The sequence below is a fragment of the Synechococcus sp. Minos11 genome (assembly GCF_014279855.1).
Taxonomy (GTDB): domain Bacteria; phylum Cyanobacteriota; class Cyanobacteriia; order PCC-6307; family Cyanobiaceae; genus RCC307.
On sequence record NZ_CP047953.1, the window covers coordinates 943,276 to 963,238 of the forward strand.

The window sequence follows — 19,963 nt, forward strand, 5'->3', positions numbered from 1 at the left end:
CGCAATCAGCTGCTGTATCCGCTGTTGATCTCGTTGAAGCTGCTGCTGGAGCGCTCGGCCTGATCGCTTGGCAAAGCAATCCCTGTGGCGTCCGACAGGGCTTTTTCAATGCTGCCCACATCCATGCGGCCATCCACGTCGTAGAGCACCTTGCCGCCTGAGCTCAGCACCAGGAGCTGCGGAACTGTGCCGCGCCAATAGTGGGAGGGATCGCTTGGCGGAGCCTTGGGATCCACGCTGTAGGGATCAGTGGTCAAGGCAATCACTTCGGTGACCCGTCCCCAGCGTCCGTCGAGATCGGAGAGCAGGGGGGCGAAGTCTTTGCTGGCGGCACTGTCATCGAGATAGAAGGCCAGCAGGATCGGCTTGTCTCCATCGAGGGCGTCCGCCAAGCTCAGCCGGGGAGGTACCAGGGCGCCATCACCGGCATAGAGGGCAAAGATGTTGCCGTCGTAGCTGTCGGTTCCGCGCGCCGCCTCAACGGGGCTCAACGGCAGCAAGAACACCACGGCCGCTAACAGGGCCGCCAGCCAATTGCGCAGGGTGATCAAGAGCGTTGGTCGCCAGAGGAAGGGGCATTCTGCAGGCCTTGCCCCAAACCCTGCATGACTCCGCGTCCCACCAGGCCGATGGCGCGACCCACCACGCGGGTGAGCAGCAACACCATCAAGCCACCAACGCGGTTGATGAGCAGCTCCACTTGTGGGGCGAGGGCATCACGGGCTTCCAGCAGCAGGGTGAAGGCTTGCTGCCACCAGCTCAGTTGGCGCAGCTCGGCATCCCGCAGGTCGCAGACCATGGTGGGCTCCACGCGTCCGGCTTGGATGTCGAAGAGCAGCCGGCGGCTTTCGTAGATCGCTAAGGGGCGTTCCACCAAGGTGTGCCAGCGCTCGGCGCTGTTGATGCGATTGCGCAGTTGATCCAGTTGACGGGTAGCCAATAGATCCGGGAGCAGCACGGCCCGGCGTAGTTCAGGCCAGCCACTGCAGTTGTTGAGTAACTCGCGGCTGATCAATTCGCCGTTGCGGATCAGCCAGTTGCTCACCAAGCGCTGCAAATGCAAGAGAGCTGCGGGTTCATCGGGCGCTTGCAAGCCGCCATCAATCAACAGCGGACGACCTTCAATCAAGGCCAGCAGGCTAGGCAGCAAGTCGGCGAGTTCTGGATCCTCTTGCTGCAGGTCACTGCTCGAGACCAGGGCATCACCGAGATGCACCAAGGCACCTTCTCTGGGTAATTGGGTGTAGGCACCCACCAGTTGCTGCAGGGCGCGTTCACGCAACAGAGGTTGCTGACCGCTCCACAGGCTGCTGGCCACTGTGGGATCAGCCTGCAGACGCTCCACCAGCAAGCGGAATTCCAGCAGTAGGGCTTCAAACAGCTGGCGGCGACGGTCCGGCAGCAGCGCTTCTAAGGCCAGCAAGGGGCTGGGCTGGGCCTCATCGAGGCTGGCAACAGCGTGGGCTAGGCGTTCTTCGACGGTGTGAAGCACCGTGAGTCCCTTGCGGTTGGCCAGCACGATTTGGAGTGGTTCGGCTGGGGCTGAGGCTTGGGCCTGGGGGATGGGCTCTTGACCCCAAAGCAGGTGCAGCACCTCACGGGCCATGCGCAGTTCACGGCGGCGACCCTCCAGCACAAATCGCTGCAGCGGATGGATCGGAGCCAGTTGAAGCACGGCATTGATTTGCTCCAGCTCGCGTTCGATTTGATCAACGCCACTGCAGAGGAGACGATGGCCGAGGCCTTGGCCGCGGCGCTGATGCTGGCTTGTGGTTTCAGGTTGGAGCTCGATGACGCGTCCACCAGCTGCGAGCACCTCAAGGGCTTCGGCAATGGCATCAGCTGCGGGTTGATCCAGCAGCCCCTCCACTGAGCGCTCCAAGAGCCATTGGCGCTTGTAGCGGTGTTGCGCTGGCAGAACCAACAGCAGAGGCGTCTGGGGCCATTGCTGCCGCCATAGCCCTAATTCATGGTCCAGGGCGTTGGGTTCAATGGCCTCTTGCAGCAGCCACAGCAGCAGATCTGCACCTGCAGTTGGGTTGGCTTGGCGGCCGCTGCAGGCCGTCACCTGCCACGGGTTGGTCTGCTCCCTGAGCTGGCGGCTTAGCGATTCAGCGCCCCAACCCGATCCGATCAGCAGTAAGCGGCGTCCGGGCTGGACCGTCATGGGAGTGGTCGTCCTTGGAGGTTGAGGCTGTAGCTCTCGATGCTGAAGCCTGTGCGTTGTTCAATCGCCTCAACCAAATCAGCTGGAAGTTCGATGTCAAGGTCGCTGATCCGGCCGCTCTCCAGACAGGTGAGGTGACTGTGGGGATCAGCGCGGTGGCCATAGAGGCGCCCTTGTGCCTTTTCAAGGCACTCGATCACCCCATTGCTGTGGAGCGATTCGAGGTTCTGGTAGACGGAGGTATGGCCAATTCGGCGACCATCGGCATTGAGGCGATCAAAGATGTCACGGGCACTGAGGTGCTCGCCGGAGCGCCAAAGAATCTCGAGCACCAAACGGCGTTGGCGGCTCAGGCGTAGGCCCTGTTGGCGGCACAGCCGGTAGGCCTCATCAAGCCCAGTGGTGGCGCCTATAGCAGGTGATCGACCTTGCATGACTCCATCTTATGGAGTCAGCAAGGGCTGCTTTGGGAGCTTGAGGCGTCTTGGAGCCGGCCATCTCCAACCGCTTGGAGCGCTTCACTCAAGATCACGGTGCCGTCATAGAGGGCTCGGCCAACGATCACGCCGCTGACGCCCACAGGCAGCAGGCTGAGCAGATCGCTCACCGTGCCGATGCCGCCCGAGGCGATCACCGGTGTTGAGCTGGCTTCCACCATGGCCCGTAGCGCCGTCAGGTTGGGGCCAGCCAAGGTGCCATCGGTGGCGATGTCGGTGCTGACAATCGCTGCCAGGCCAAGGCCTTCAAAACGCTTGGCCAGACTGGTGGCCTCGGTGTCGGTGTCGGTGATCCAGCCGCGGGTGGCCACCTTGCCGTTGCGCGCATCAATCCCCACCACAATCCGGCCGGGATAACGGGCCGCGAGTTGCTCCACCAGTTCCGGTTGCTCCAGGGCCACCGTGCCGAGAATCACCCGGTCCAAGCCGAAGCTGAGCAGGGCTTCCGCCCGCTCGAGACTGCGAACCCCGCCCCCGAGCTGCACAGGAATGGAGAGGGCAGCCGTGATGGCGCGGACGGCGGAATCATTGGTGGGCTCCCCGCTGCGGGCCCCATCGAGGTCCACCAAATGCAATCGGCTGGCACCTTGGCGCTGCCATTCGAGTGCTTGCGCCACCGGGTCTTCACTGAAGCGGGTGACCTGGTCGTAATCGCCTTGATGAAGCCTGACGCAGGAGCCTTGCAGCAGGTCGATGGCGGGAATGATCTGCATGGGGCAGGGCGATCACTGCCGCCATCCTCACCAACAGCCGTCAGCGCAGAATGCTGCGGCATCGCAGCGGGAGAACGATGGAAATCCTGATGATGGGTGGCACCCGCTTTGTTGGCCGGCCGCTGGTGGGTCATTTGTTGCGCTCTGGTCACCAGGTCTGCCTGTTCACCCGCGGTAAGCAGCCCCTGCCCGAGGGGGTGGAACACATCCGTGGCGATCGCAGTGATGCCCAGGGCTTGGCAGCTCTCAAGGGCCGCCAGTTCGATGTGATCGTCGACAGCTCTGGCCGCACCCTGACGGATACGCAAAGCGTTGTGGCCATCACAGGCGCCCCGCGCCATCGCCTCGTCTATGTGAGCTCAGCTGGCGTGTATGCCGACAACGCCCGCTTGCCGCTCGATGAGTCGGCTCCCACCGACCCGGCCAGCCGCCACGCTGGCAAGGCGGAAACCGAAACCTGGTTGCAAGCCGAAGGCATTCCCTTCACCAGCTTTCGCCCGACCTACATCTACGGGCCTGGGAACTACAACCCCGTCGAGAACTGGTTTTTTGATCGCATCGTGCACGGACGCCCTGTGCCGATCCCTGGTGATGGAACCACCATCACCCAGCTCGGCCATGTGGAGGATCTGGCTACCGCCATGGCCCGTTGCCTCGAGGTCGATGCTGCCGCTAATCGCATCTACAACTGCACCGATACCCATGGGGTGACGTTCCGCGGTCTGGTGGCTGCTGCTGCGCGCGCCTGTGGAAAGGATCCAGAGCAGGTGGAGCTGCGCAGCTTTGATCCCAGCGGCCTCGATCCCAAAGCCCGCAAAGCGTTCCCGCTGCGGTTGACCCACTTCCTGACCTCAGTGGAGCGTTTGCGCAAGGAATTGGCCTGGACGCCGCAGTTTGATCTCGAGGCCGGTTTGCGCGATAGCTACAGCAAAGACCACAGCCAGCGGCCCGCCGCTGATGTGGATTTCAGCCGCGACGACAGCTTGTTTCAGGCCTGACGCGCGTAGCCAACCGCTGACCACAGGGCAAGGACCAGCGAGGGCCAGAACAGCCACCAACCCAGGCTTTGCAGCCCAGCAGCCCATGGCCAGGTCGCTGGCCACAGCATCAACAGTAGAGCGGCAAATTGCAGCACCGTTTTGGCTTTAGCGCTGCTTGAGGCCGGTCCTCCGCTGCTCAGACCGCTGCGCCAGCCGGTGATCAGTAATTCGCGTGCCAACAGCAACCAGATGGCCCAGAGAGGCAGCACATGATCAGCTGCGAGCCAGAGCAGGGCCGCGCTGATCAGAATTTTGTCGGTGAGCGGATCGAGCCGTGCCCCCCAGCTGCTGCCACCACCGGCCCGCCGTGCCAGCCAACCATCGGCTGCATCGCTGAGACCGCCCAGCACCAACAGCCACCAGGCCAAGGCGGCGTGTCCTGCCATCAACGCGATCAGCAAGGGCAGGCCGAGCACGGCCCGCATCAGCGTGAGCCCATCGGCCCATTGACGCAGACGGACAGATCTCATCACCGCAGCACAATGGGAACAGACGGGATCAGCCCATGGTGGTGCAGCGCTTGGTGTCGGAGGTGATGACCCGGCCGGTGATCAGCGTGACGCCGCAGACACCATTGCAGGAGGCCGTCAAATTGCTGAGCGAGCACCACATCAGCGGTTTACCCGTGGTGGATGGGGGCAAGCTCGTTGGTGAACTCAGTGAGCAGCAGCTGATGGCCCGTGAAACGGGCTTCGAGGCTGGCCCTTACGTGATGCTGCTCGACAGTGTGATCTACCTGAAAAACCCCCTGCAGTGGGACAAGGAAGTGCACCAGGTGCTGGGCAACAGCGTTGGTGAGCTGATGGCTGGCCACCCCCACACCTGCAAGCCAGATCTGGCCTTGCCAGCGGCAGCCAAGCTGCTGCAGGACCGCCGCACCCAGAGGCTGTTTGTGGTGGACGCCCAGCAGGCCTTGGTGGGTGTGCTCACCCGAGGCGATGTGGTGCGTGCTTTGGCCGAAGCTGGCGCCTAGCGCAAGATCGGAAGTGATGAAGGCTCTGCCCAATTGTTCGCTTGCGGCGGCAGGGCAGGCGGCAATACGGGCAGCTCTGGTGCGCTTAGGTCGAGATCGGGTTCGATGATCGGGAAGCCGTAGGGGTCGTAGGCCTCCAGTTCAGGCAGCGCAGGCGCTTCGCTGAAGGTTTCTGGGGAGGGCAGATCCGGCGGCAGCGGCGCTGGCATCACCGGCGTTTGCAGATCATTGAGATCCCTGGGGATCGCCGGGGCAATTGGGGCCTGTTTCAGCTCGGTGGGGTCGGCGGTGATCGGTGGTTCGCGGAATGGCGCACCACTGGATGGGCGCGTTGGGCTTGGCGTTTTGCTGGGGCTCCAAATCAAGCGAGCCAGGGGCACCACGCCTTGCTCCATGAGGCGATTGAATCCGGCCAAGGCGCGATCAGCGAGTTGTCCACTGAAGTCCATGCCGCAGGCGATCGGATTGCTGCAACCGGCTTGTGTGCCCAGTGGGCTGAGGTTGGCCAGCAAATTGCCCTGAAGGTTGTAGGAGCGGCGCTCGAGTTTGAGCATGTAGGGCACATGCACAAAGCTGGTGGCCCCGCCGCTAATCCAGTTGGCGTCTTCCTCGGTGAAGCCCTTGACGCCGGGAATGATGAAGCGGCTCTTGGAGGCGTGGTCGGGCATGTAGGCCGCCACCAAACCGCGGCTGCGAGCCATGGCCTTGGTTTGCTCGAGGGTGAGACCGTCGCGGCTCATGAACACCTCCAGCCGGCCGTCATCGCGGAGGCCCATGACCATGCGGATGCGCGGCAGGTAGTAGCGGATGCGCTGGCCCATGCTGACGCTGTAAGCGCCTTTGTAACCGCTGGGAGCTGTGGCGAGATCGTTGTAGAGCTCGTGCAAACCACCGATGAAGGTTTCATAGCGGCGTGCCCGCTCTGGCGTTAATTCGCCGTAGCCGAAATCAACCTTGCCCCTGTAGTTGATGCCGATGAAGGCACGCTGCAGGGAGGCTGAGCGGTTGCGGGCTCGCCAGACCCGGTTGCCCAGCTTGATGTCGCCCAATGGGACGGTTTCTTCGCGGCCGTCATCGCTGTAGTGGCGCTCATACATCGGGCCGCTCACGAAAGCCAAGCTGCCTCCATCGGCATAGGCGTCTTGTTCGCGGTCCCAGCCTTCAAACAGATCGAACTGCACCTTGCGCGGATCGAAATCGAGGGCGTAAACGTCTTTGTCAGGCAGATACCGGAAGCTGTCGCTCACCATCGGCGCCAGCAGCCTGCTGTCGCTCTCTGGAGTCACTGGCTCCCGCTTGGGGTTTGTGGGGGCAATCGCAATCAAAAAGGTGAGGCCGGCCAGGGGCACCCCCAGGGCACTCCAGAGCAGCCAGCGCCAGGTGCGGGGCGCCGTGGGAGCTGCGATCGAGCCTTGTTCGGCCTGCTTTAGCCGCGCGGACGCCACGCGCGACGTCGCGGGCTGCCGTTCGGCAGTGGCAGCACTGTTTCGTCCGCGACGACCCATTGCTCAGATGACCTGTCAGCAGGGAACCCGCCAGTCAAACAACCGAAGGCTGGTAAAACCAGCCGCGGAATTGATCTGACTAGCGAAAAGCAGGGTAAGCGCATTTGATCGCTCGTCTGTCTCAAGATGGACACAGGATGCAAGTGGCCGCAGATATTGAGCTGCCCCTCCGGCGGCATCTCGGGCTCATGACTCAGCCATACCCCTTGCCTGGACTGGGATGGTTGGCCCTGCAGCTGGCCGAGGCGGCGGCGGCGGTCATGGTTGCCCTCCACCCAGGTGATGGGGCAATTCAGCGAGTCCAGCAGGGCCACCACCCGCTCCTCGAGCTCCCCTGACACCGCTTTGGGGTGGTGAACCAGATCGCCCAGGACGATCAACTCAGCCGGTTGCCAGCGCTGGCTCAGTTGGGCGATGCGCTCCAAGTTCGCCCGTTCACCGTCACTGGGGATGGCGATGCCATGGGCCTGCAAGTGATCGGCTTTGCCCAGGTGCACATCGGCAATGAGCAACAGCCGCTGCTGCTCCACCCACAGGGCTTTCTCCGGCAAAAACACCAGGGTTTGCCCATTCCATTGGAGGCTGCTGACGCTCACCCCTCGTTGCTGCCCGTGTGCAAGCCGATCATGCGCGAGACGAACACCACCAGGAACACCTGACTGACATAGGACTGGAAGTAATTGATCAGCTGGGCTGTGGTGGTGTTGACCGTGATCGGTCCGCCAAGGGTGGTGGTGCTGCCCATGCTCAGAAACAGCAGTTGAGAGTGATGCTTCATCTCCGGCAAGAAGTTGTAGGCGCCGGGGTGCAGCTGATGGTTGATGGCGTGCAGCTCAAAGCCAATCACGATCACCGTGGCGTAGCAGATGATGATGCCGAAGAGCACATCGGCGTTGATCGTTTCAATCCTCCAGATCCTGTAGAGGATGCGAACAAGAACCAGTGTTGAGATGGCTGTAAGGACGGCATACACCACCACATGAATGCCAAGGTTGGCGCGATAGCCCATCGGTGCCAGCTGCAGCAATAGCCAGAGCAGAAGCACGAGCGTGAAGATGTGGCGATAGAGGGCAATCAATCGCGGACGCTCACCGCTGAGCTTCAGGCCCACATAGCGATTGAAGAACTGCAGTGGTGCGAGCAGCATGAACAGCAGCACATCACCGGTGAGCTCAGTGGCATCGGGGAAAGCGATTCCGAGTAGGAACAACTCCACCGTCATTAAGACGGCGAGATGTTGAAACCGCAGTCCCTCAACGCGGGGGAGGAAGTCGTTGAGTAAGGGAGATCTCAAGCTTCGAGACGTTCCGCTTCCTTCATCATGCGTTGCACCCGCTCGAGCACGCTTTCGTTGCTCATCCGGTTGTTGAGGCGCTCCACCAAGAGTGGAAAGGCCAAGGGGCCCGGCCTTGGGGTGTTGATGTGAATGAACTCCTGGCCTCCAGCCCGCTCGAGGGCCTGCTGCAGGCGGGAGAGCTCGAGCTGATCATCGAGCACTTCACGGCGCGCTTGTTGCAACAACAGATTGGCCGGCTCGTGCTTTTCAAACACGTCAAAGAGCAGTGAAGCACTGATCTGTAGCTGGCCTGTGCTTTTGCTGGAGCCGGGGTAGCCCCGGTTCATCAGCCCGGCGATTTGCGCGATGGCGCGGAAGCGGCGACGCCGTAGCTCCGAGAGATTCAGCGCTGCTTCAAGGTCGTCTTCCAGGTTGCTGCAGTCGAGCAGCTCGGCTTGGTGATCTTCGAGCAGTTCCGCCATGGGGTAGCTGCGCGGCGCCAACAGCTCAAAGCCGTAGTCGTTCACCGACACGGTGATCGTGCCGCGCTCAATACGGGTGAGCCGTGCTGCCCAGAGAAAGCCAACACCTTCATGGACAAAGCGGCCTTCAAAGGGATAGGCAAAGAGGTGGCTCCCCTCTCGGGTGCGACAGGTTTCCACCAGCAGCTGATCGGCTTGTGGCAACACCGAGAGATCCTGCTGACGTGTGAAGAGGGGCTGCAGCGCCTGGAGTTCTGGGGTGTCGAGTTCGCCGCGGCTGGCCTTGGCGACCTCATGGCGCAGGTGGTGGGTGAGCAAATCCGAGAGGGCCATCTGGCCGCCAGCCCAGGCGGGAACCGTGCTGCTTTTGCGCGTGCTGAGCTTCACATAGGCCGTCATGTCGCGCAGGCGCACGAATTCCAGTTGACGCCCGGAGAAGAAGAACACGTCCTTGGGCTTGAGCTGGCTGATGAAGGTCTCCTCCACATGGCCCAACACAGCCCCGCGCACAAAGCGCACCGTGATCGCGGGCGCCGCCGTGATCGTGCCGATGTTGAAGCGATGCAGCCGCGCCAAGGTGGTGCTGCTGATCCGGTAGCAGTCGCTGTCCCCATCCCAGAGCAGCTTGCGGTAGTTGGGATAGGCCCCAAGGCAATCGCCGCCCTGCTCGAGAAAGCGCAGGCACCACTGCCATTGGCTTGAGCTCAGGCCAGCAAAGGCCGCTGCTGATTGCACCGCCGCCAAGGTGGCCTCGGGTTCAAAGCCAGGGCCGCACGCCAGGCTCGTGAGGTGTTGCAGCAACACATCCAAAGGCGCTTGTGGTGGTTTGCGCTGCTCCACCAAACCCTCGGAAAGCCCACGCCGCACGGCGCTTACTTCCAACAGCTCGAGCGCATTGGTGGGCATGAACAGCACCTGGGAGGTGCCGCCAGGCAGGTGGGCTGAGCGGCCCGCCCGCTGCAACAAACGCGCCAGGTTTTTGGGGCTGCCGATTTGCACCACCCGCTCCACCGGTTGAAAGTCAACGCCGAGATCCAGCGAGCTGGTGCACACCACCCAGCGGATGTCTCCAGCCTTCACGGCTGCTTCGATCGCTTCGCGTTCGCTGCGGTCGATGGCGCTGTGGTGCAACGCCAAGGCCCCATCCATCTCGGGGCAGGCAAAGCGCAGGCACTGATACCAACGCTCCGATTGGTTTCGGGTGTTGGTGAACAGCAGCGTGCTGATTCCCGGGTGCATGGCTCCCACGAGCTCTTCGTACATGCGCAAGCCCAGGTGGCCGGCCCAAGGGAAGCCGTCGATGCTGTCGGGCAGCAGACTGCGGATCTCGGTGCTGCGACTGGGGGCACCGCCAATGATCAAGGGGTCGCTCCCGATCCCGAGCGCATGGGTTGCGGCCTGCTGGAGATTGCCGATGGTGGCGCTGATGGCCCAGGTTTGAAGCGCGGGCCGCTGCTGCCGCAGCCAGCTCAGGCACAGCTCACATTGGCTGCCGCGTTTGCTGCCCATCAGCTCGTGCCATTCATCGAGCACCACGGCATCGAGCTGGCCGAAGAGCTCCTCGGCTTTGCGGTTGCAAAGCAGCAGCGTCAGCGATTCGGGCGTTGTGATCAGGATGTGCGGCGGCGCTTTGAGTTGCTTGCTGCGCTCGGTGCTGCTGCTGTCGCCATTGCGAATGCCAACCCGCAGCGGCCAGCCCATGGCTTCAATGGGTTCAGAAATCGCCAGGGCTAGATCCCTGCTGAGGGCGCGAAGCGGCGTGATGTAGAGCAGCCGCAACCCTTTAGGGGCAGGGCTCTCTTCCAGCATCCGCGCGATCGGTCCCATCACGGCGGCAAAGGTTTTGCCGGATCCCGTTGGCACTTGGATCAGCCCGCTTTGGCCCGCTAGGTAGGCCTGCCAGCAGCGCCGTTGGAAGGGCAGTGGCGTCCAGCCCTGGGCTTCAAACCACGCTTCGATCGGCTGCAGAGTTGTCATTGCTGCAGCAATGCCTCCGCGGTTTGCAGCGTGTCGGCTTCGCCGGCAGGTTTGTCCTGGCGCCAGCGCAGGATGCGCGGAAAGCGCACCGCGATTCCGGATTTGTGGCGGCTTGAGGCATGGATCCCCTCAAAGCCAATTTCAAACACCTGTTCTGGTTTCACGGCTCGCACCGGGCCAAAGCGCTGCACGGTGTTGCGGCGGATCCAGCGGTCGAGTTCATTGATCTCTTGATCGTTGAGGCCGGAGTAGGCCTTGGCAAAGGTCACCAGCTGGGGGGGGAGCTCAGCATTCCAAAGCGCAAAGGTGTAGTCGGTGAATAGGTTGGCGCGGCGCCCGCTGCCGGCTTGTGCATAGATCAGCACGGCATCCAGGCTGAGGGGATCGAGCTTGTGCTTCCACCAATGCCCTCGCTTGCGCCCCTCCAGGTAGGGGGAGTCCAACGCCTTGAGCATCAATCCTTCGGCGGCATGGGTCCGGGCCAGTGATCGCCACTGCTCTAGGGCCTCCCAGCTCGCGATCGTCAACGTTGCCGACAGCCGCAGGTTGCCGGTCCAGTTCTGGGCCATGGCCTCGAGCTGTTGGCGCCGTTGCCGCAGCGGTTGGCTTCTGAGGTCCTCGCCAGCGGCTTCGAGTAGGTCGTAGCTGATCAAGGCCGCGGGGCAGTCGGCTAGCAAGCTGCGGCCAGGACTTTTGCGGCCAAGCCGGCGTTGCAGTGAGCCGAAGTCTTGTGGTTGATCACTGCCGGTTGGCCACACCAGCAGCTCGCCATCGAGCACGGTGCCGTCGCTGAGCTGCTCAGCCAGCTGCACCACATCGGGGAAGGCTTGATTGATCAGCTCCTCGCCGCGGCTCCAAAGAAAAACCTCACCCTGCCGGCGGATCAGTTGGGCGCGAATGCCATCCCACTTCCACTCCGTTTGCCAGTGATCGGCTTGCCATGGCGGGGCGTTGCCTTTGTCCCAGGGGCTGGCCAGAAAAAATGGATAGGGGCGACCAGGCGGCGGACCACCAGCTTCGGCTTCTGAACTGAGCAGTTGCTCAAAGGTGGCTGCGCTTGGCTCGATGCCGCCCATCAATCGCTGGGCGATGGTGCTGGGCTCCACGCCAGCTGCCCCCGCTAGGGCTTTCTGCACCACACCGCTGCTGACCCCAACGCGAAAGCCACCACTTAGCAGCTTGCTCAGCAAGTAAATGTCGTCTTGGCAGAGCCCATCCCAAAGCGCCGCCAATGCCTTGTCTTGCCGCTCGCTATCGAGTGCCGCCAGGTCAGGCAGGCTGCGCTCCATCCATTGATGCAGTGGTTGGTCGACGGCCTGCTTGTTGCCAGCCGGCAGCGTGAGAGCAACCGTTTCAGCGCTATCACCCACTTGGGCATGGCAGTCGTCAAACAGCCATGGCGGCAGGCCGCTGAGCTGCTGGGCCACCTGCCGTAGGCGCCGGCCAGTGATCAGACGCCGGCGGCGTTTGCCCAGCAACAACTCCAGCCCCCAAGCGGCATCAGCTGCTGGCGCTTCCCTGAAATAGTTCTCCAGCAGTTGCTGCTTGGCGCTGGTGCCCGTGGTGCGATCGAGCCCTTGCAACAGCTGTTGAAAGCGCCGCATTAGCCGCTGCAGATCACTGAGATCTCACCACAATGAAACCAGCAACCGTGTTGGGGTGATGGGCCGCAGCCTGGCCGTGCTTCTTGCTCTCGCCGGTGCGGTGGTTGGCGCGGCTGTCCTGTGGCCACTGCCCCAGGAGCCTGAGCCGCTGAGTTGGGACCCTCCGCCAGAGCTAATCCCCCCCCAACCCATTGTTCTGCCACCGGCGCGTGAGCAGCTGGTGGAGTTTCTACCGGATCAGAGCATCCGACTGTTGCGCCCGACTGGCAGGGAGATCACGGTGCGTTACTCCGCTGTGGTGGCCGATCCTCGATGGGTTGATTTGGCCTTTTACGGCGGTTGGGAGCGGGAACTGGAAGCCAATGAAGACAGCAGTGCATTGGCCTTTGTCACAGGGCCTACCTATGAGCGGCAGCAGGGATTCAACGATTTAGGGATCGCCCTGCACGGAGATCTGGTGCTGGCCAATGGCCAGTGGGATGCCGGCAACCGCGCCGCTGCCCGTCAGCGCGCCTACTGGGCAATTACCACTGGTGGTGAGCTGGAGTTTGGCTATGGGCGACTGCCCCGGGAGGACTCCAGCCGCTACCGGATCTTTGTGGGCGGCTTGCATGCGTTCCACCACAGCGAAGCCGTGCCGCCTGAGAGCTACAAGGGCGTTTATCAAGCCATGACCTTGGCGGATGTGCGCATCGTCTATGCCTGGCGAGACGATGGCCGCTTGGAGCTGCTGGAAACAGCGGATGGACTGCTGTTTAGCGATCTGGAGTTGCTGGTGAAAGCCCGCGGTTTCCGCGCCGCTTATTTGCCTGATCACGCCTCAAAATCACGGCTGATCATTCCTAGTCAGAAGCTGTGGAGTGACGAGCAGGCCCTCTGGGTGAGCGGCGGCCGCCTCGACATCATCCCGCTGCCCTTCATGCTGAAACTGCAACCCAGCCGCGCTTGGTATGAGGCCTCCAATCGGCTCTGAATTTCGGCTTTATTTCGAGCGCACCCTTGGCGTGGGGTGTGGGGTGGGTGTTGTGCTGGCGCTGCCTGGTGTGCTGTTGGCGCTACTGGTGCTGTTTTGGGCACCGGCGCTGAACCTGGTCAGCCGCAGCGAGCACAAACAATGGCAACGCTGCACAGCTGAGCATGGCCAGGGCCTCAAGGTTTTGGTGCCGGGCCATCTGGAGCGCCAGTGCGGCGCCGAGCCGCCGCGATTCGTTTGGCAGGCCGATCAGCCTTGATCAGCGGCACACTTCGCTGGTTTCTTCGTTGGGTGTGCTGAGCGGGCCGCAGTTGAACCAACGCACAAAACGCACCTCGATATCGGTGCAAGCGACCATCACGCCCAGGATCAACAGCAGGACCCCGATGATTGGCAGGGTGCGATTCATCGGCAACCAAACAAGCCTTTCCATGCTGGCCGTTTGGCCTAGGCCACGCCACCACCAGGCCTTTTGAATGCCTAACGCATCCCCGTCCAGTCCTGGAACCATCCCCGTTTCCAAAGCCAATAAAGCTGAAGCAACGAGATTGCCAGCATGAAAGCTAGACAAATCGGATAGCCATAATAGGCATCCAACTCAGGCATATTCCAAGGTGACGTCTCCGGATTGAAGTTCATTCCGTAGACCCCAGCGATAAATGTGAGTGGAACGAAGATGCTGGAGATAATGGTGAGCACCTTCATCACTTGGTTCATGCGATTGCTGATGCTGGCCATGTAACTGGTGGTGACCCCATCACATTGATGACGCAGCAATTCAGCTGTTTCAAAGACAACCTCGACATGGGTCGTCACTTCGCGAAAACTGCGGATCGCTTCGCGATCAAGAATCCGCTTGCTTTGACGCATCAGCACAATGAGTTGACTTCGAAGCGGCCAGATCATTGCTCGCGCATGCCTGAGAGTTGAGCGAATCTCATAGGCCTGGCGCAAGACCCGTGGCGTAGGCCGTCGCAGGGTGGCCTCCTCGAGATAGTCAAGTTGGTCAGCCAGCTGCTCGAGCAAGGGCAGCATTTGATCGAGCACCTCATCCACTAGAAAAAAGAAGATGTCATCGAGTTGGCCATAACCCGGAGGAGGCTGAAGTTGTTCCATCCAGTGCGTGAGCTCCGGAAAGGCCAATGGCCTCGGGACCTCCTCAATGGTGAGCACCAAATTGGACTGCAGCACAATGCCAACTTGCTCACTGATCAGTTGGCAGGAAGCACCCATCTCAAAGCGGTGAGTCACCACCTGCAGTGACTCACCCAAGACATCCACCCTGGTGCGCTGAGGCGTTTCCACTAGGGCCGGGTGGAGTTCCGCAGGAACCTCCAGCAGTGCTAAGACCTGCTCAATCAGCTGCGGATCACCAAGACCCTGGACACGCAACCAAAGCGGAGCTCCTCCTTGTTTGAGGTCTTCTAGCTGCTCAAGGTTGAGATTGGCGCGCCGCTGCAATCCATCTGGGTGAAAGATGAGTGCCTCAAGTCGGGTTGGCGCAATGCCGCCATGCACAAACAGTGGGCCAGGCAAATCGCCAGGGCGTTCTGATAAGCGATGAGGTTTCAGCGCACCACTGGAGCGGCGCAACCTCGAACCTTTGATGGTGTTCGACAACTTGGAGGTAATGCCGTGTTGCATTTCCTCACTCCACCGTGTGGTTGTTAACCAAGTTGCCCGGTTGACCCCTACTCATGTCGCCGCGGGCAGCACTGTGATGAGTCGGAGGCTGCAACGCCATCAGAGTGGACGGCAGGATGCCGACCACAGGCCATGTGCAATCCATCGGTCACCCAACAAGCCTCTTTATGCTGACCTTTTGGCTGAGGCAGCGCCACCACAATCGCTTTAGCCCAATGCTTTGAGGGGCTGAATGGCGAGGGCCACGATCAGGCTCACGACAATGCCAACCCCTGCTTTGAACAGATCACTACCCAACACTTTGTAGAGAGGCTGACGGTCACTCAGCTTCAACCGGATCCGAACCGCGATCTCGCGTCCAGCAAGCAATCCAAGGAAGACCCAGGTGGTGCTTAACGGGAATTGGGTGATGTTGGCTTTCCAGAACAGAACGCATCCAAAGAGGAAGTCGATCACCGTGGCTGAACGCAGATCGTTGGTGTTGATCTTGCTGCGCAACACGCCTTGGATGGGACCACCGCCAATCCAAACCAAGACGCAAAGGCCAATGCACAGCATGAGAGCCGACAACGCCATTTCGCCAAAGCTCAGCTGGCGCGGTAAGTAGACATAAATATTGGCCATGTCTTGCACCAGCCATTGGCTCCATAGCCAACCGGTTGAGAGCCACTGCAGTGCAAACCAGTAGTTCTTGACCTCTGTTCCCTCTTGATTAGTGCGTAGAACCTTTTTCTCCAGGATCCACATCAGCAATCCATAAACCACCAAGGCCAGCACGAAGGCCATGACGTAGCCAGAGAGGGAGTTGAGCACCAATTTGGTGGCGTTCTTGGGCTCAAAAGCTGAAAGCACCAAAAAGGAGGTGCTCACAGGCGCCCCCCATTGGGTCAAAGCCAGAACGGCAATGGGGGGGAGGAGATAGACCCAAGTGAAGTTGTCTGGCTGGGGAAATTTCTCGAGGCGTCCCCAGGCCGGATCCCCCAGGCCGCCGCCAGCGGGATGCAGGAACCAGCCGATGAGCAACACAGCAGCAGCGACTCCGCAGATGAACAACATCTGCAGAGCCTTGGGGGTACGGCCCTTGTTACTGGACAGGTAGGTGCCGAGAGTTTGCAGTGAGTCGTTGGCTACGACCGAATAGGCCGCCAACAGAAAACCAATGATCTGAAAGGCGTTGGCGTCCACGCTCCAATCTCAATCACTCCCTTCTAAACCGTTGACGTGGTGGTGGTGTTATTCAAGCTTTCTTGACCAGCTCTTTACCCCCTCATTACCAGGGCTGTGGCCGTTGTGGTGGCTGGTTCCAGCTGCGGTGGGTCGTGGAGGGTTGGTATCAAGGCCGCCCCCAGTCCGAATCCCAGAGCAAACACAACCAGACCTTCGACGAGCTTCATGGTTCTCTCTTCAGCTGTCTTGGTCCTACGAAGACCGTTGCCCCAACTCAAGAACGGTTAACCGCTCGGCATGTTCGGTTGTCCCTCACCAGCACAAAGCCCGGAGCTGTTGACCCCGGGCTTTGGTGAATGCAATTCGGAACTGCCGGCGCTGGCCTCCTGGGGCCATGGGATCCAGAGGGGTCTCCAAAAGCTCGGGGGCACCTGTGGCGGTGCGTCGGGGTGGCTGATCAGCCTGAAGACCTGAAATCGGATGAGACTGTTGGAGCAGGGGGCCGGATCGTCAGCGCGCTCCTGGCATCTGCTGCGGCGGGGTGTCGTCCATTGCTGGGCCCTCCTGAATCGGAAAGCGGAACGGAGAAGTGGTGCTGGAGCGCCTGAGGTTCAACTCAGTTCCAACCGCTCCTCCGTGTCCACATGCTCAGTCTGGTCTCGCATGTGCCATGTCACAAGCCGTTCTTAACCCAGCTTCTTGCTTCTTAGCTGTCCTTCATTGTTGAAGCGCCAGCTTTGCCTCCCCCGTTGTTTGGTATGGCCCGTCCCAGCCTTTATCTGGCCTCTCCCTATGGCTTCGCGCCGCAATGGAAAGAGCAGCTTTTGCCGCAGTTCTGCCAGGCCCTTAAGTCATTAGGTGCCGAGGTGTGGGAGCCCTTTGAGCGCAACAACCAAATTGATCTGAGCAAGCCTGGTTGGGCTTATCAGGTGGCGTGCGCGGATGTGCGTGACGTGGAGCAGGCCGATGGATTTTTTGCGATCGTCAATGGAACGCCCCCCGATGAGGGGGTGATGGTGGAGCTGGGAATCGCCATTGCGCTCCACAAGCCGATTTTTTTGTTTCGAGATGATTTCCGGGTCTGCAGCGATTCTGAGGACTACCCGCTCAACCTGATGCTGTTTGCCGGCCTGCCTGAACACAGCTGGCGCGACCACTTCTACAGCTCCATCGCCGACTTGGCTGATCCAGCCAAAGCCTTGGTGCGCTGGCTCAGCTCTGCTGGCGCTCGCTGAGGTCGGCCAGCAGGTTCAGCAGGGTGTCGAGTTCGCGCACTTCGCAGTAGCGATCCCAGTCATCGCACGTGATGACGCTGCGAAATTCCCGGAAGGCCTCCAAGACTTCAGTGAACTCCTCTTCCATTGCCCTGTTTGGCAGCTGTTTTTATTCAACAGCTGCGTCGCAGGCGATGAGTTGAGCGCGCCCAGCGCCTTGGCGCAGCTTGAAGCCCGGATGCTGTGGGTCATTGAGATCCCACCACCACTTGCCATCGCTGAAGCTGGGTGCTCCTGCGTTATTCGTGCGTGGCAGCTGTAGATGCAAATCACGCCACTCCAGCACCACAAACGACCCAGGAACAGTGCCATCGACACTATTGGGAATGCCGATGGCATCCACAGCTCCGCGATCGATCCTGGCGGTCAAGGCATCACCGTCGCAGACGTAGGAGCTGGCTTGGGCGCGCCAGGATGGGGCGATCACAAGTGACAGCAGCAACACCAGGTGGAGGACAACACGCATGGGCCAGTGCTCGTTTACGACGGGGGATGCCCCTTTTGTTCTCACTTTGCCGAACTCAGTGAGCTGCGCGGCGGCATTGCTGGCCTGATCATTCGCGATGGCCGCGCTGACCATGCCTTGCGTCAATCGTTAGCTCAGCGCGGTTGTCATCTTCGTGATGGTGCTGTGGTGATCGACGGTGATCAATTGCTGCATGGCTCTGAGGCCATCCATTGGATGGCCCAGCGGCTTCAGCCCAGTTCACCGCTGCTGCAATTGCTGATCCCGCTGTTTGGTCAAAACCAGCGCGCTGGCGCCCTCTATCCCTTCTTGCTGGTGGCACGGCGCGCCGCACTGGCACTGCGCGGGCTCCCAGTTGACCCGGATTCCCGCTAAGAGAGGGGCACTGCTACAGATTTCATGCAAAGCCCGATGCGATCGGCCAGCCCTCAGGGTCCAGAGACCGGGTTGGTGGCGATCGTGGCCATTGGCTTGGCAACGTTGTTGCTGCTTGCTCAAGCGCTGTTCATCGTTCCCGCTGGTGAAGTGGCGGTGATCACAACCCTGGGCAAGGTGAGCGGCTTGCCCAGGCAGCCGGGTTTAAACATCAAATTGCCCCTGGTGCAGCAGGCCTGGCCCTTCAGCATCCGCACCCAGGTGCGGCCCGAGGACTTTGCAACGCTCACCAAGGACCTGCAGGTGATCCAGGCCACGGCCACGATCAAATACGCCCTGCGCGCTGATGAAGCCGGCCGCGTCTACAGCACGATTGCCAGCAATGACCGCGATGTCTATCCCCGCATCATTCAGCCGTCGTTACTGAAGGCCCTGAAGTCGGTGTTCTCCCAGTACGAGCTGGTGACAATCGCTTCGGAATGGAATGACATTTCATCCTTGGTGGAGCGCACTGTCGCTGAGGAGCTCGACAAATTCGACTACGTCGAAGTGCGCGGCCTGGACCTGACCGGTCTTGAGATCGCTGAGGAATACCGCGCGGCGATTGAGCAAAAACAAATTGCTGAGCAGCAACTGCTGCGGGCGCAAACCGAGGTGAAGATCGCTGAGCAGGAGGCTCTGCGTTACGACACCTTGAACAAGAGCCTGGATGATCAGGTTCTCTACAAGCTGTTCTTGGATAAGTGGGATGGCGTCACCCAGGTCGTCCCTGGGTTGCCGGGAAGTGGTTCTGGTGGAACGCCTCCGGTGATTGTGGGGCGTCGTTAATGCTCCACTGACGGTCAGGGATCTGTCAGCGAAATCTTGCCCCTACGTAGCCCTCTGCGTGCACTTTTAAGCACCTGTCCATTTGGTGTGGCGACTCCCGTTTGGGTGAATTGAACCGCGCCTACAACAGAGGGGAAACCGTGAACTCTGACAAACCCAATGGATTGGCTGATTAAACCGATCAGAGCTGTCGTCCTGGCAGACCGTGATGCCTACTTCTGGATCAAAGACCGACTCAAGCTGGGTGAATACCAGATGGCCGCATTGGTCTGGTTCTCAGCCTGCATCTTTGGATTCCTGCTCGGCTGGTGGCTGACCTAGCCGAACGGTTAGCGGCGCCTGCTGGGGTCTTGCGGTTCCGCCGCGCTTTTGCGCTACACGCAACCTGTGCATCCTCTGTCGGAGCCTGTTTCCTCTTGGTCCCTTAGCTGTTGAGGTGGCCGTTTCCACCATTGCAATTTGGGTTGAGCGCTAACTGTCGCTATCAGCGGAAACACGATCAGTCCCAGCGGAATGAATGCCATGTCATCTCCATTGGCTATCCATGTCTTGGCCTGACAGCCAGCATGCTTTCTCCCCATGACTGGTGATTTGATGATGAGACTTTTCTGAGTCAGCGGCGCCTGATTAGATCCTGCGGTTCAGGCTCAGGGCCACGCGCCAAATGCCGCTAGTGCTCAGCTGTACACCTTGCCAATCAGCGGACCAGCCTGCTCGTCGGTGAAAACAGGGCTCACCTTCCAGTCCAGGTATTCAGCCCACTCCGCGGCATGCTCATAACAAACGGCGGCATCATCGGTCTCAACAAGAATCCAGCCCTCGACTGAACCTGGCGCATGGAAGCGCTTCCAAGAAGTGCAAACAGGAAATGGAGCGCCGGTAGCCATGAACTGACGGGCGGCTTTCTCGTGATAGCCGGTCTTGAACTGCCAGTGCATTAGGAAGGTCATGAGAAGCCCTGAGGGGCCTTTCACCTTGCACTCCAAGGAAGCTATTACGCGG

At 60.7% G+C, this 19,963-nt stretch carries 24 protein-coding genes; 8 read left to right on the plus strand and 16 right to left on the minus strand.

Annotated elements, in window-relative coordinates; genetic code table 11:
* Positions 1-5: 5 nt before the first annotated feature.
* From SynMINOS11_RS05130 to hisA, 4 genes are read right to left on the minus strand one after another with little or no spacing between them, the layout of a single operon-like run.
* Positions 6-551: a thylakoid membrane photosystem I accumulation factor gene (locus SynMINOS11_RS05130; RefSeq protein ID WP_011935424.1), complete on the minus strand. Its 546-nt coding sequence runs from the start codon at positions 549-551 to the stop codon at positions 6-8.
* On the minus strand, positions 548-2,167 hold the full coding sequence (locus tag SynMINOS11_RS05135) for a DUF3685 domain-containing protein (RefSeq protein WP_186550274.1): 1,620 nt from the start codon (positions 2,165-2,167) through the stop codon (positions 548-550). The genes SynMINOS11_RS05130 and SynMINOS11_RS05135 overlap by 4 nt, the downstream gene beginning before the upstream one ends.
* On the minus strand, positions 2,164-2,601 hold the full coding sequence (locus tag SynMINOS11_RS05140) for a Fur family transcriptional regulator (RefSeq protein WP_011935426.1): 438 nt from the start codon (positions 2,599-2,601) through the stop codon (positions 2,164-2,166). Before SynMINOS11_RS05140 ends, SynMINOS11_RS05135 begins: the two co-directional genes overlap by 4 nt.
* A gap of 17 nt (positions 2,602-2,618) precedes the next feature.
* Complete coding sequence (gene hisA, locus SynMINOS11_RS05145; protein ID WP_011935427.1) at positions 2,619-3,377, minus strand: 1-(5-phosphoribosyl)-5-[(5-phosphoribosylamino)methylideneamino]imidazole-4-carboxamide isomerase; 759 nt, start codon at positions 3,375-3,377, stop codon at positions 2,619-2,621.
* Between the two features lie 77 nt (positions 3,378-3,454).
* Here hisA and SynMINOS11_RS05150 point away from each other — a divergent pair, with 77 nt between their 5' ends.
* On the plus strand, positions 3,455-4,375 hold the full coding sequence (locus SynMINOS11_RS05150) for an NAD-dependent epimerase/dehydratase family protein (protein WP_186550275.1): 921 nt from the start codon (positions 3,455-3,457) through the stop codon (positions 4,373-4,375).
* On the opposite strand, the gene SynMINOS11_RS05155 is transcribed toward SynMINOS11_RS05150, so the two are convergent.
* Positions 4,366-4,887 carry a CDP-alcohol phosphatidyltransferase family protein gene (locus SynMINOS11_RS05155; protein WP_186550277.1) on the minus strand — a complete coding sequence of 174 codons (522 nt, stop codon included), beginning with the start codon at positions 4,885-4,887 and terminating at the stop codon, positions 4,366-4,368. The genes SynMINOS11_RS05150 and SynMINOS11_RS05155 overlap by 10 nt on opposite strands.
* A gap of 35 nt (positions 4,888-4,922) precedes the next feature.
* On the opposite strand from SynMINOS11_RS05155, the gene SynMINOS11_RS05160 reads away from it, so the two are divergent.
* Complete coding sequence (locus SynMINOS11_RS05160) at positions 4,923-5,390, plus strand: CBS domain-containing protein (RefSeq protein WP_186550279.1); 468 nt, start codon at positions 4,923-4,925, stop codon at positions 5,388-5,390.
* On the opposite strand, the gene SynMINOS11_RS05165 is transcribed toward SynMINOS11_RS05160, so the two are convergent.
* From SynMINOS11_RS05165 to SynMINOS11_RS05185, 5 genes are read right to left on the minus strand one after another with little or no spacing between them, the layout of a single operon-like run.
* Positions 5,387-6,835 (minus strand): hypothetical protein, encoded by a 1,449-nt coding sequence (locus tag SynMINOS11_RS05165; protein WP_186550281.1) that lies wholly within the window; start codon positions 6,833-6,835, stop codon positions 5,387-5,389. The two genes, SynMINOS11_RS05160 and SynMINOS11_RS05165, sit on opposite strands and share 4 nt — an antisense overlap.
* Positions 6,817-7,491 carry a ligase-associated DNA damage response endonuclease PdeM gene (gene pdeM, locus SynMINOS11_RS05170; RefSeq protein WP_186550283.1) on the minus strand — a complete coding sequence of 225 codons (675 nt, stop codon included), beginning with the start codon at positions 7,489-7,491 and terminating at the stop codon, positions 6,817-6,819. Before pdeM ends, SynMINOS11_RS05165 begins: the two co-directional genes overlap by 19 nt.
* Entirely contained in the window at positions 7,488-8,189 is a 702-nt protein-coding gene (locus SynMINOS11_RS05175; protein WP_186550285.1) for a hypothetical protein, read from the minus strand. Before SynMINOS11_RS05175 ends, pdeM begins: the two co-directional genes overlap by 4 nt.
* A complete protein-coding gene (locus SynMINOS11_RS05180; RefSeq protein ID WP_186550287.1) occupies positions 8,186-10,630 on the minus strand; it encodes a ligase-associated DNA damage response DEXH box helicase in 2,445 nt (814 codons plus the stop codon). Before SynMINOS11_RS05180 ends, SynMINOS11_RS05175 begins: the two co-directional genes overlap by 4 nt.
* Positions 10,627-12,234 (minus strand): ATP-dependent DNA ligase, encoded by a 1,608-nt coding sequence (locus SynMINOS11_RS05185; RefSeq protein ID WP_186550289.1) that lies wholly within the window; start codon positions 12,232-12,234, stop codon positions 10,627-10,629. Before SynMINOS11_RS05185 ends, SynMINOS11_RS05180 begins: the two co-directional genes overlap by 4 nt.
* A gap of 58 nt (positions 12,235-12,292) precedes the next feature.
* Here SynMINOS11_RS05185 and SynMINOS11_RS05190 point away from each other — a divergent pair, with 58 nt between their 5' ends.
* A complete protein-coding gene (locus SynMINOS11_RS05190; RefSeq protein ID WP_186550291.1) occupies positions 12,293-13,207 on the plus strand; it encodes a hypothetical protein in 915 nt (304 codons plus the stop codon).
* Positions 13,185-13,466, plus strand: coding sequence for a hypothetical protein (locus tag SynMINOS11_RS05195; RefSeq protein WP_186550293.1), 282 nt, complete (start codon positions 13,185-13,187; stop codon positions 13,464-13,466). The genes SynMINOS11_RS05190 and SynMINOS11_RS05195 overlap by 23 nt, the downstream gene beginning before the upstream one ends.
* Here the strand turns inward: SynMINOS11_RS05195 and SynMINOS11_RS05200 are convergent, their stop codons facing one another.
* The 3 genes from SynMINOS11_RS05200 to SynMINOS11_RS05210 all read right to left on the minus strand — a co-directional run bounded on the left by SynMINOS11_RS05200 (position 13,467) and on the right by SynMINOS11_RS05210 (position 16,036).
* Complete coding sequence (locus tag SynMINOS11_RS05200; protein WP_186550295.1) at positions 13,467-13,616, minus strand: hypothetical protein; 150 nt, start codon at positions 13,614-13,616, stop codon at positions 13,467-13,469.
* A 71-nt stretch (positions 13,617-13,687) separates the two neighbouring features.
* The gene (gene corA, locus SynMINOS11_RS05205; RefSeq protein ID WP_186550297.1) at positions 13,688-14,851 is read right to left on the minus strand and encodes a magnesium/cobalt transporter CorA; all 1,164 of its coding nucleotides are present in this window, start codon (positions 14,849-14,851) and stop codon (positions 13,688-13,690) included.
* A gap of 207 nt (positions 14,852-15,058) precedes the next feature.
* The gene (locus tag SynMINOS11_RS05210; RefSeq protein WP_186550299.1) at positions 15,059-16,036 is read right to left on the minus strand and encodes a hypothetical protein; all 978 of its coding nucleotides are present in this window, start codon (positions 16,034-16,036) and stop codon (positions 15,059-15,061) included.
* Positions 16,037-16,776: 740 nt separating this feature from the next.
* On the opposite strand from SynMINOS11_RS05210, the gene SynMINOS11_RS05215 reads away from it, so the two are divergent.
* Positions 16,777-17,253 carry a nucleoside 2-deoxyribosyltransferase gene (locus SynMINOS11_RS05215; protein ID WP_186550301.1) on the plus strand — a complete coding sequence of 159 codons (477 nt, stop codon included), beginning with the start codon at positions 16,777-16,779 and terminating at the stop codon, positions 17,251-17,253.
* Here the strand turns inward: SynMINOS11_RS05215 and SynMINOS11_RS05220 are convergent.
* Positions 17,231-17,380 carry a hypothetical protein gene (locus tag SynMINOS11_RS05220; RefSeq protein WP_186550303.1) on the minus strand — a complete coding sequence of 50 codons (150 nt, stop codon included), beginning with the start codon at positions 17,378-17,380 and terminating at the stop codon, positions 17,231-17,233. The genes SynMINOS11_RS05215 and SynMINOS11_RS05220 overlap by 23 nt on opposite strands.
* Before the next feature lie 21 nt (positions 17,381-17,401).
* Positions 17,402-17,758 (minus strand): hypothetical protein, encoded by a 357-nt coding sequence (locus tag SynMINOS11_RS05225; RefSeq protein WP_011935444.1) that lies wholly within the window; start codon positions 17,756-17,758, stop codon positions 17,402-17,404.
* Here SynMINOS11_RS05225 and SynMINOS11_RS05230 point away from each other — a divergent pair.
* From SynMINOS11_RS05230 to SynMINOS11_RS05240, 3 genes are all read left to right on the plus strand, one after another.
* Positions 17,741-18,133, plus strand: a complete 393-nt coding sequence (locus SynMINOS11_RS05230) for a DCC1-like thiol-disulfide oxidoreductase family protein (RefSeq protein ID WP_186550305.1) — start codon at positions 17,741-17,743, stop codon at positions 18,131-18,133. The genes SynMINOS11_RS05225 and SynMINOS11_RS05230 overlap by 18 nt on opposite strands.
* Positions 18,134-18,157: 24 nt before the next feature.
* Positions 18,158-18,961, plus strand: coding sequence for a prohibitin family protein (locus SynMINOS11_RS05235; RefSeq protein ID WP_011935446.1), 804 nt, complete (start codon positions 18,158-18,160; stop codon positions 18,959-18,961).
* A gap of 159 nt (positions 18,962-19,120) precedes the next feature.
* Complete coding sequence (locus SynMINOS11_RS05240; RefSeq protein ID WP_011935447.1) at positions 19,121-19,282, plus strand: hypothetical protein; 162 nt, start codon at positions 19,121-19,123, stop codon at positions 19,280-19,282.
* A 356-nt stretch (positions 19,283-19,638) separates the two neighbouring features.
* On the opposite strand, the gene SynMINOS11_RS05245 is transcribed toward SynMINOS11_RS05240, so the two are convergent.
* Positions 19,639-19,911 carry a DUF3303 domain-containing protein gene (locus SynMINOS11_RS05245; protein ID WP_043736784.1) on the minus strand — a complete coding sequence of 91 codons (273 nt, stop codon included), beginning with the start codon at positions 19,909-19,911 and terminating at the stop codon, positions 19,639-19,641.
* Positions 19,912-19,963 lie beyond the last annotated feature (52 nt).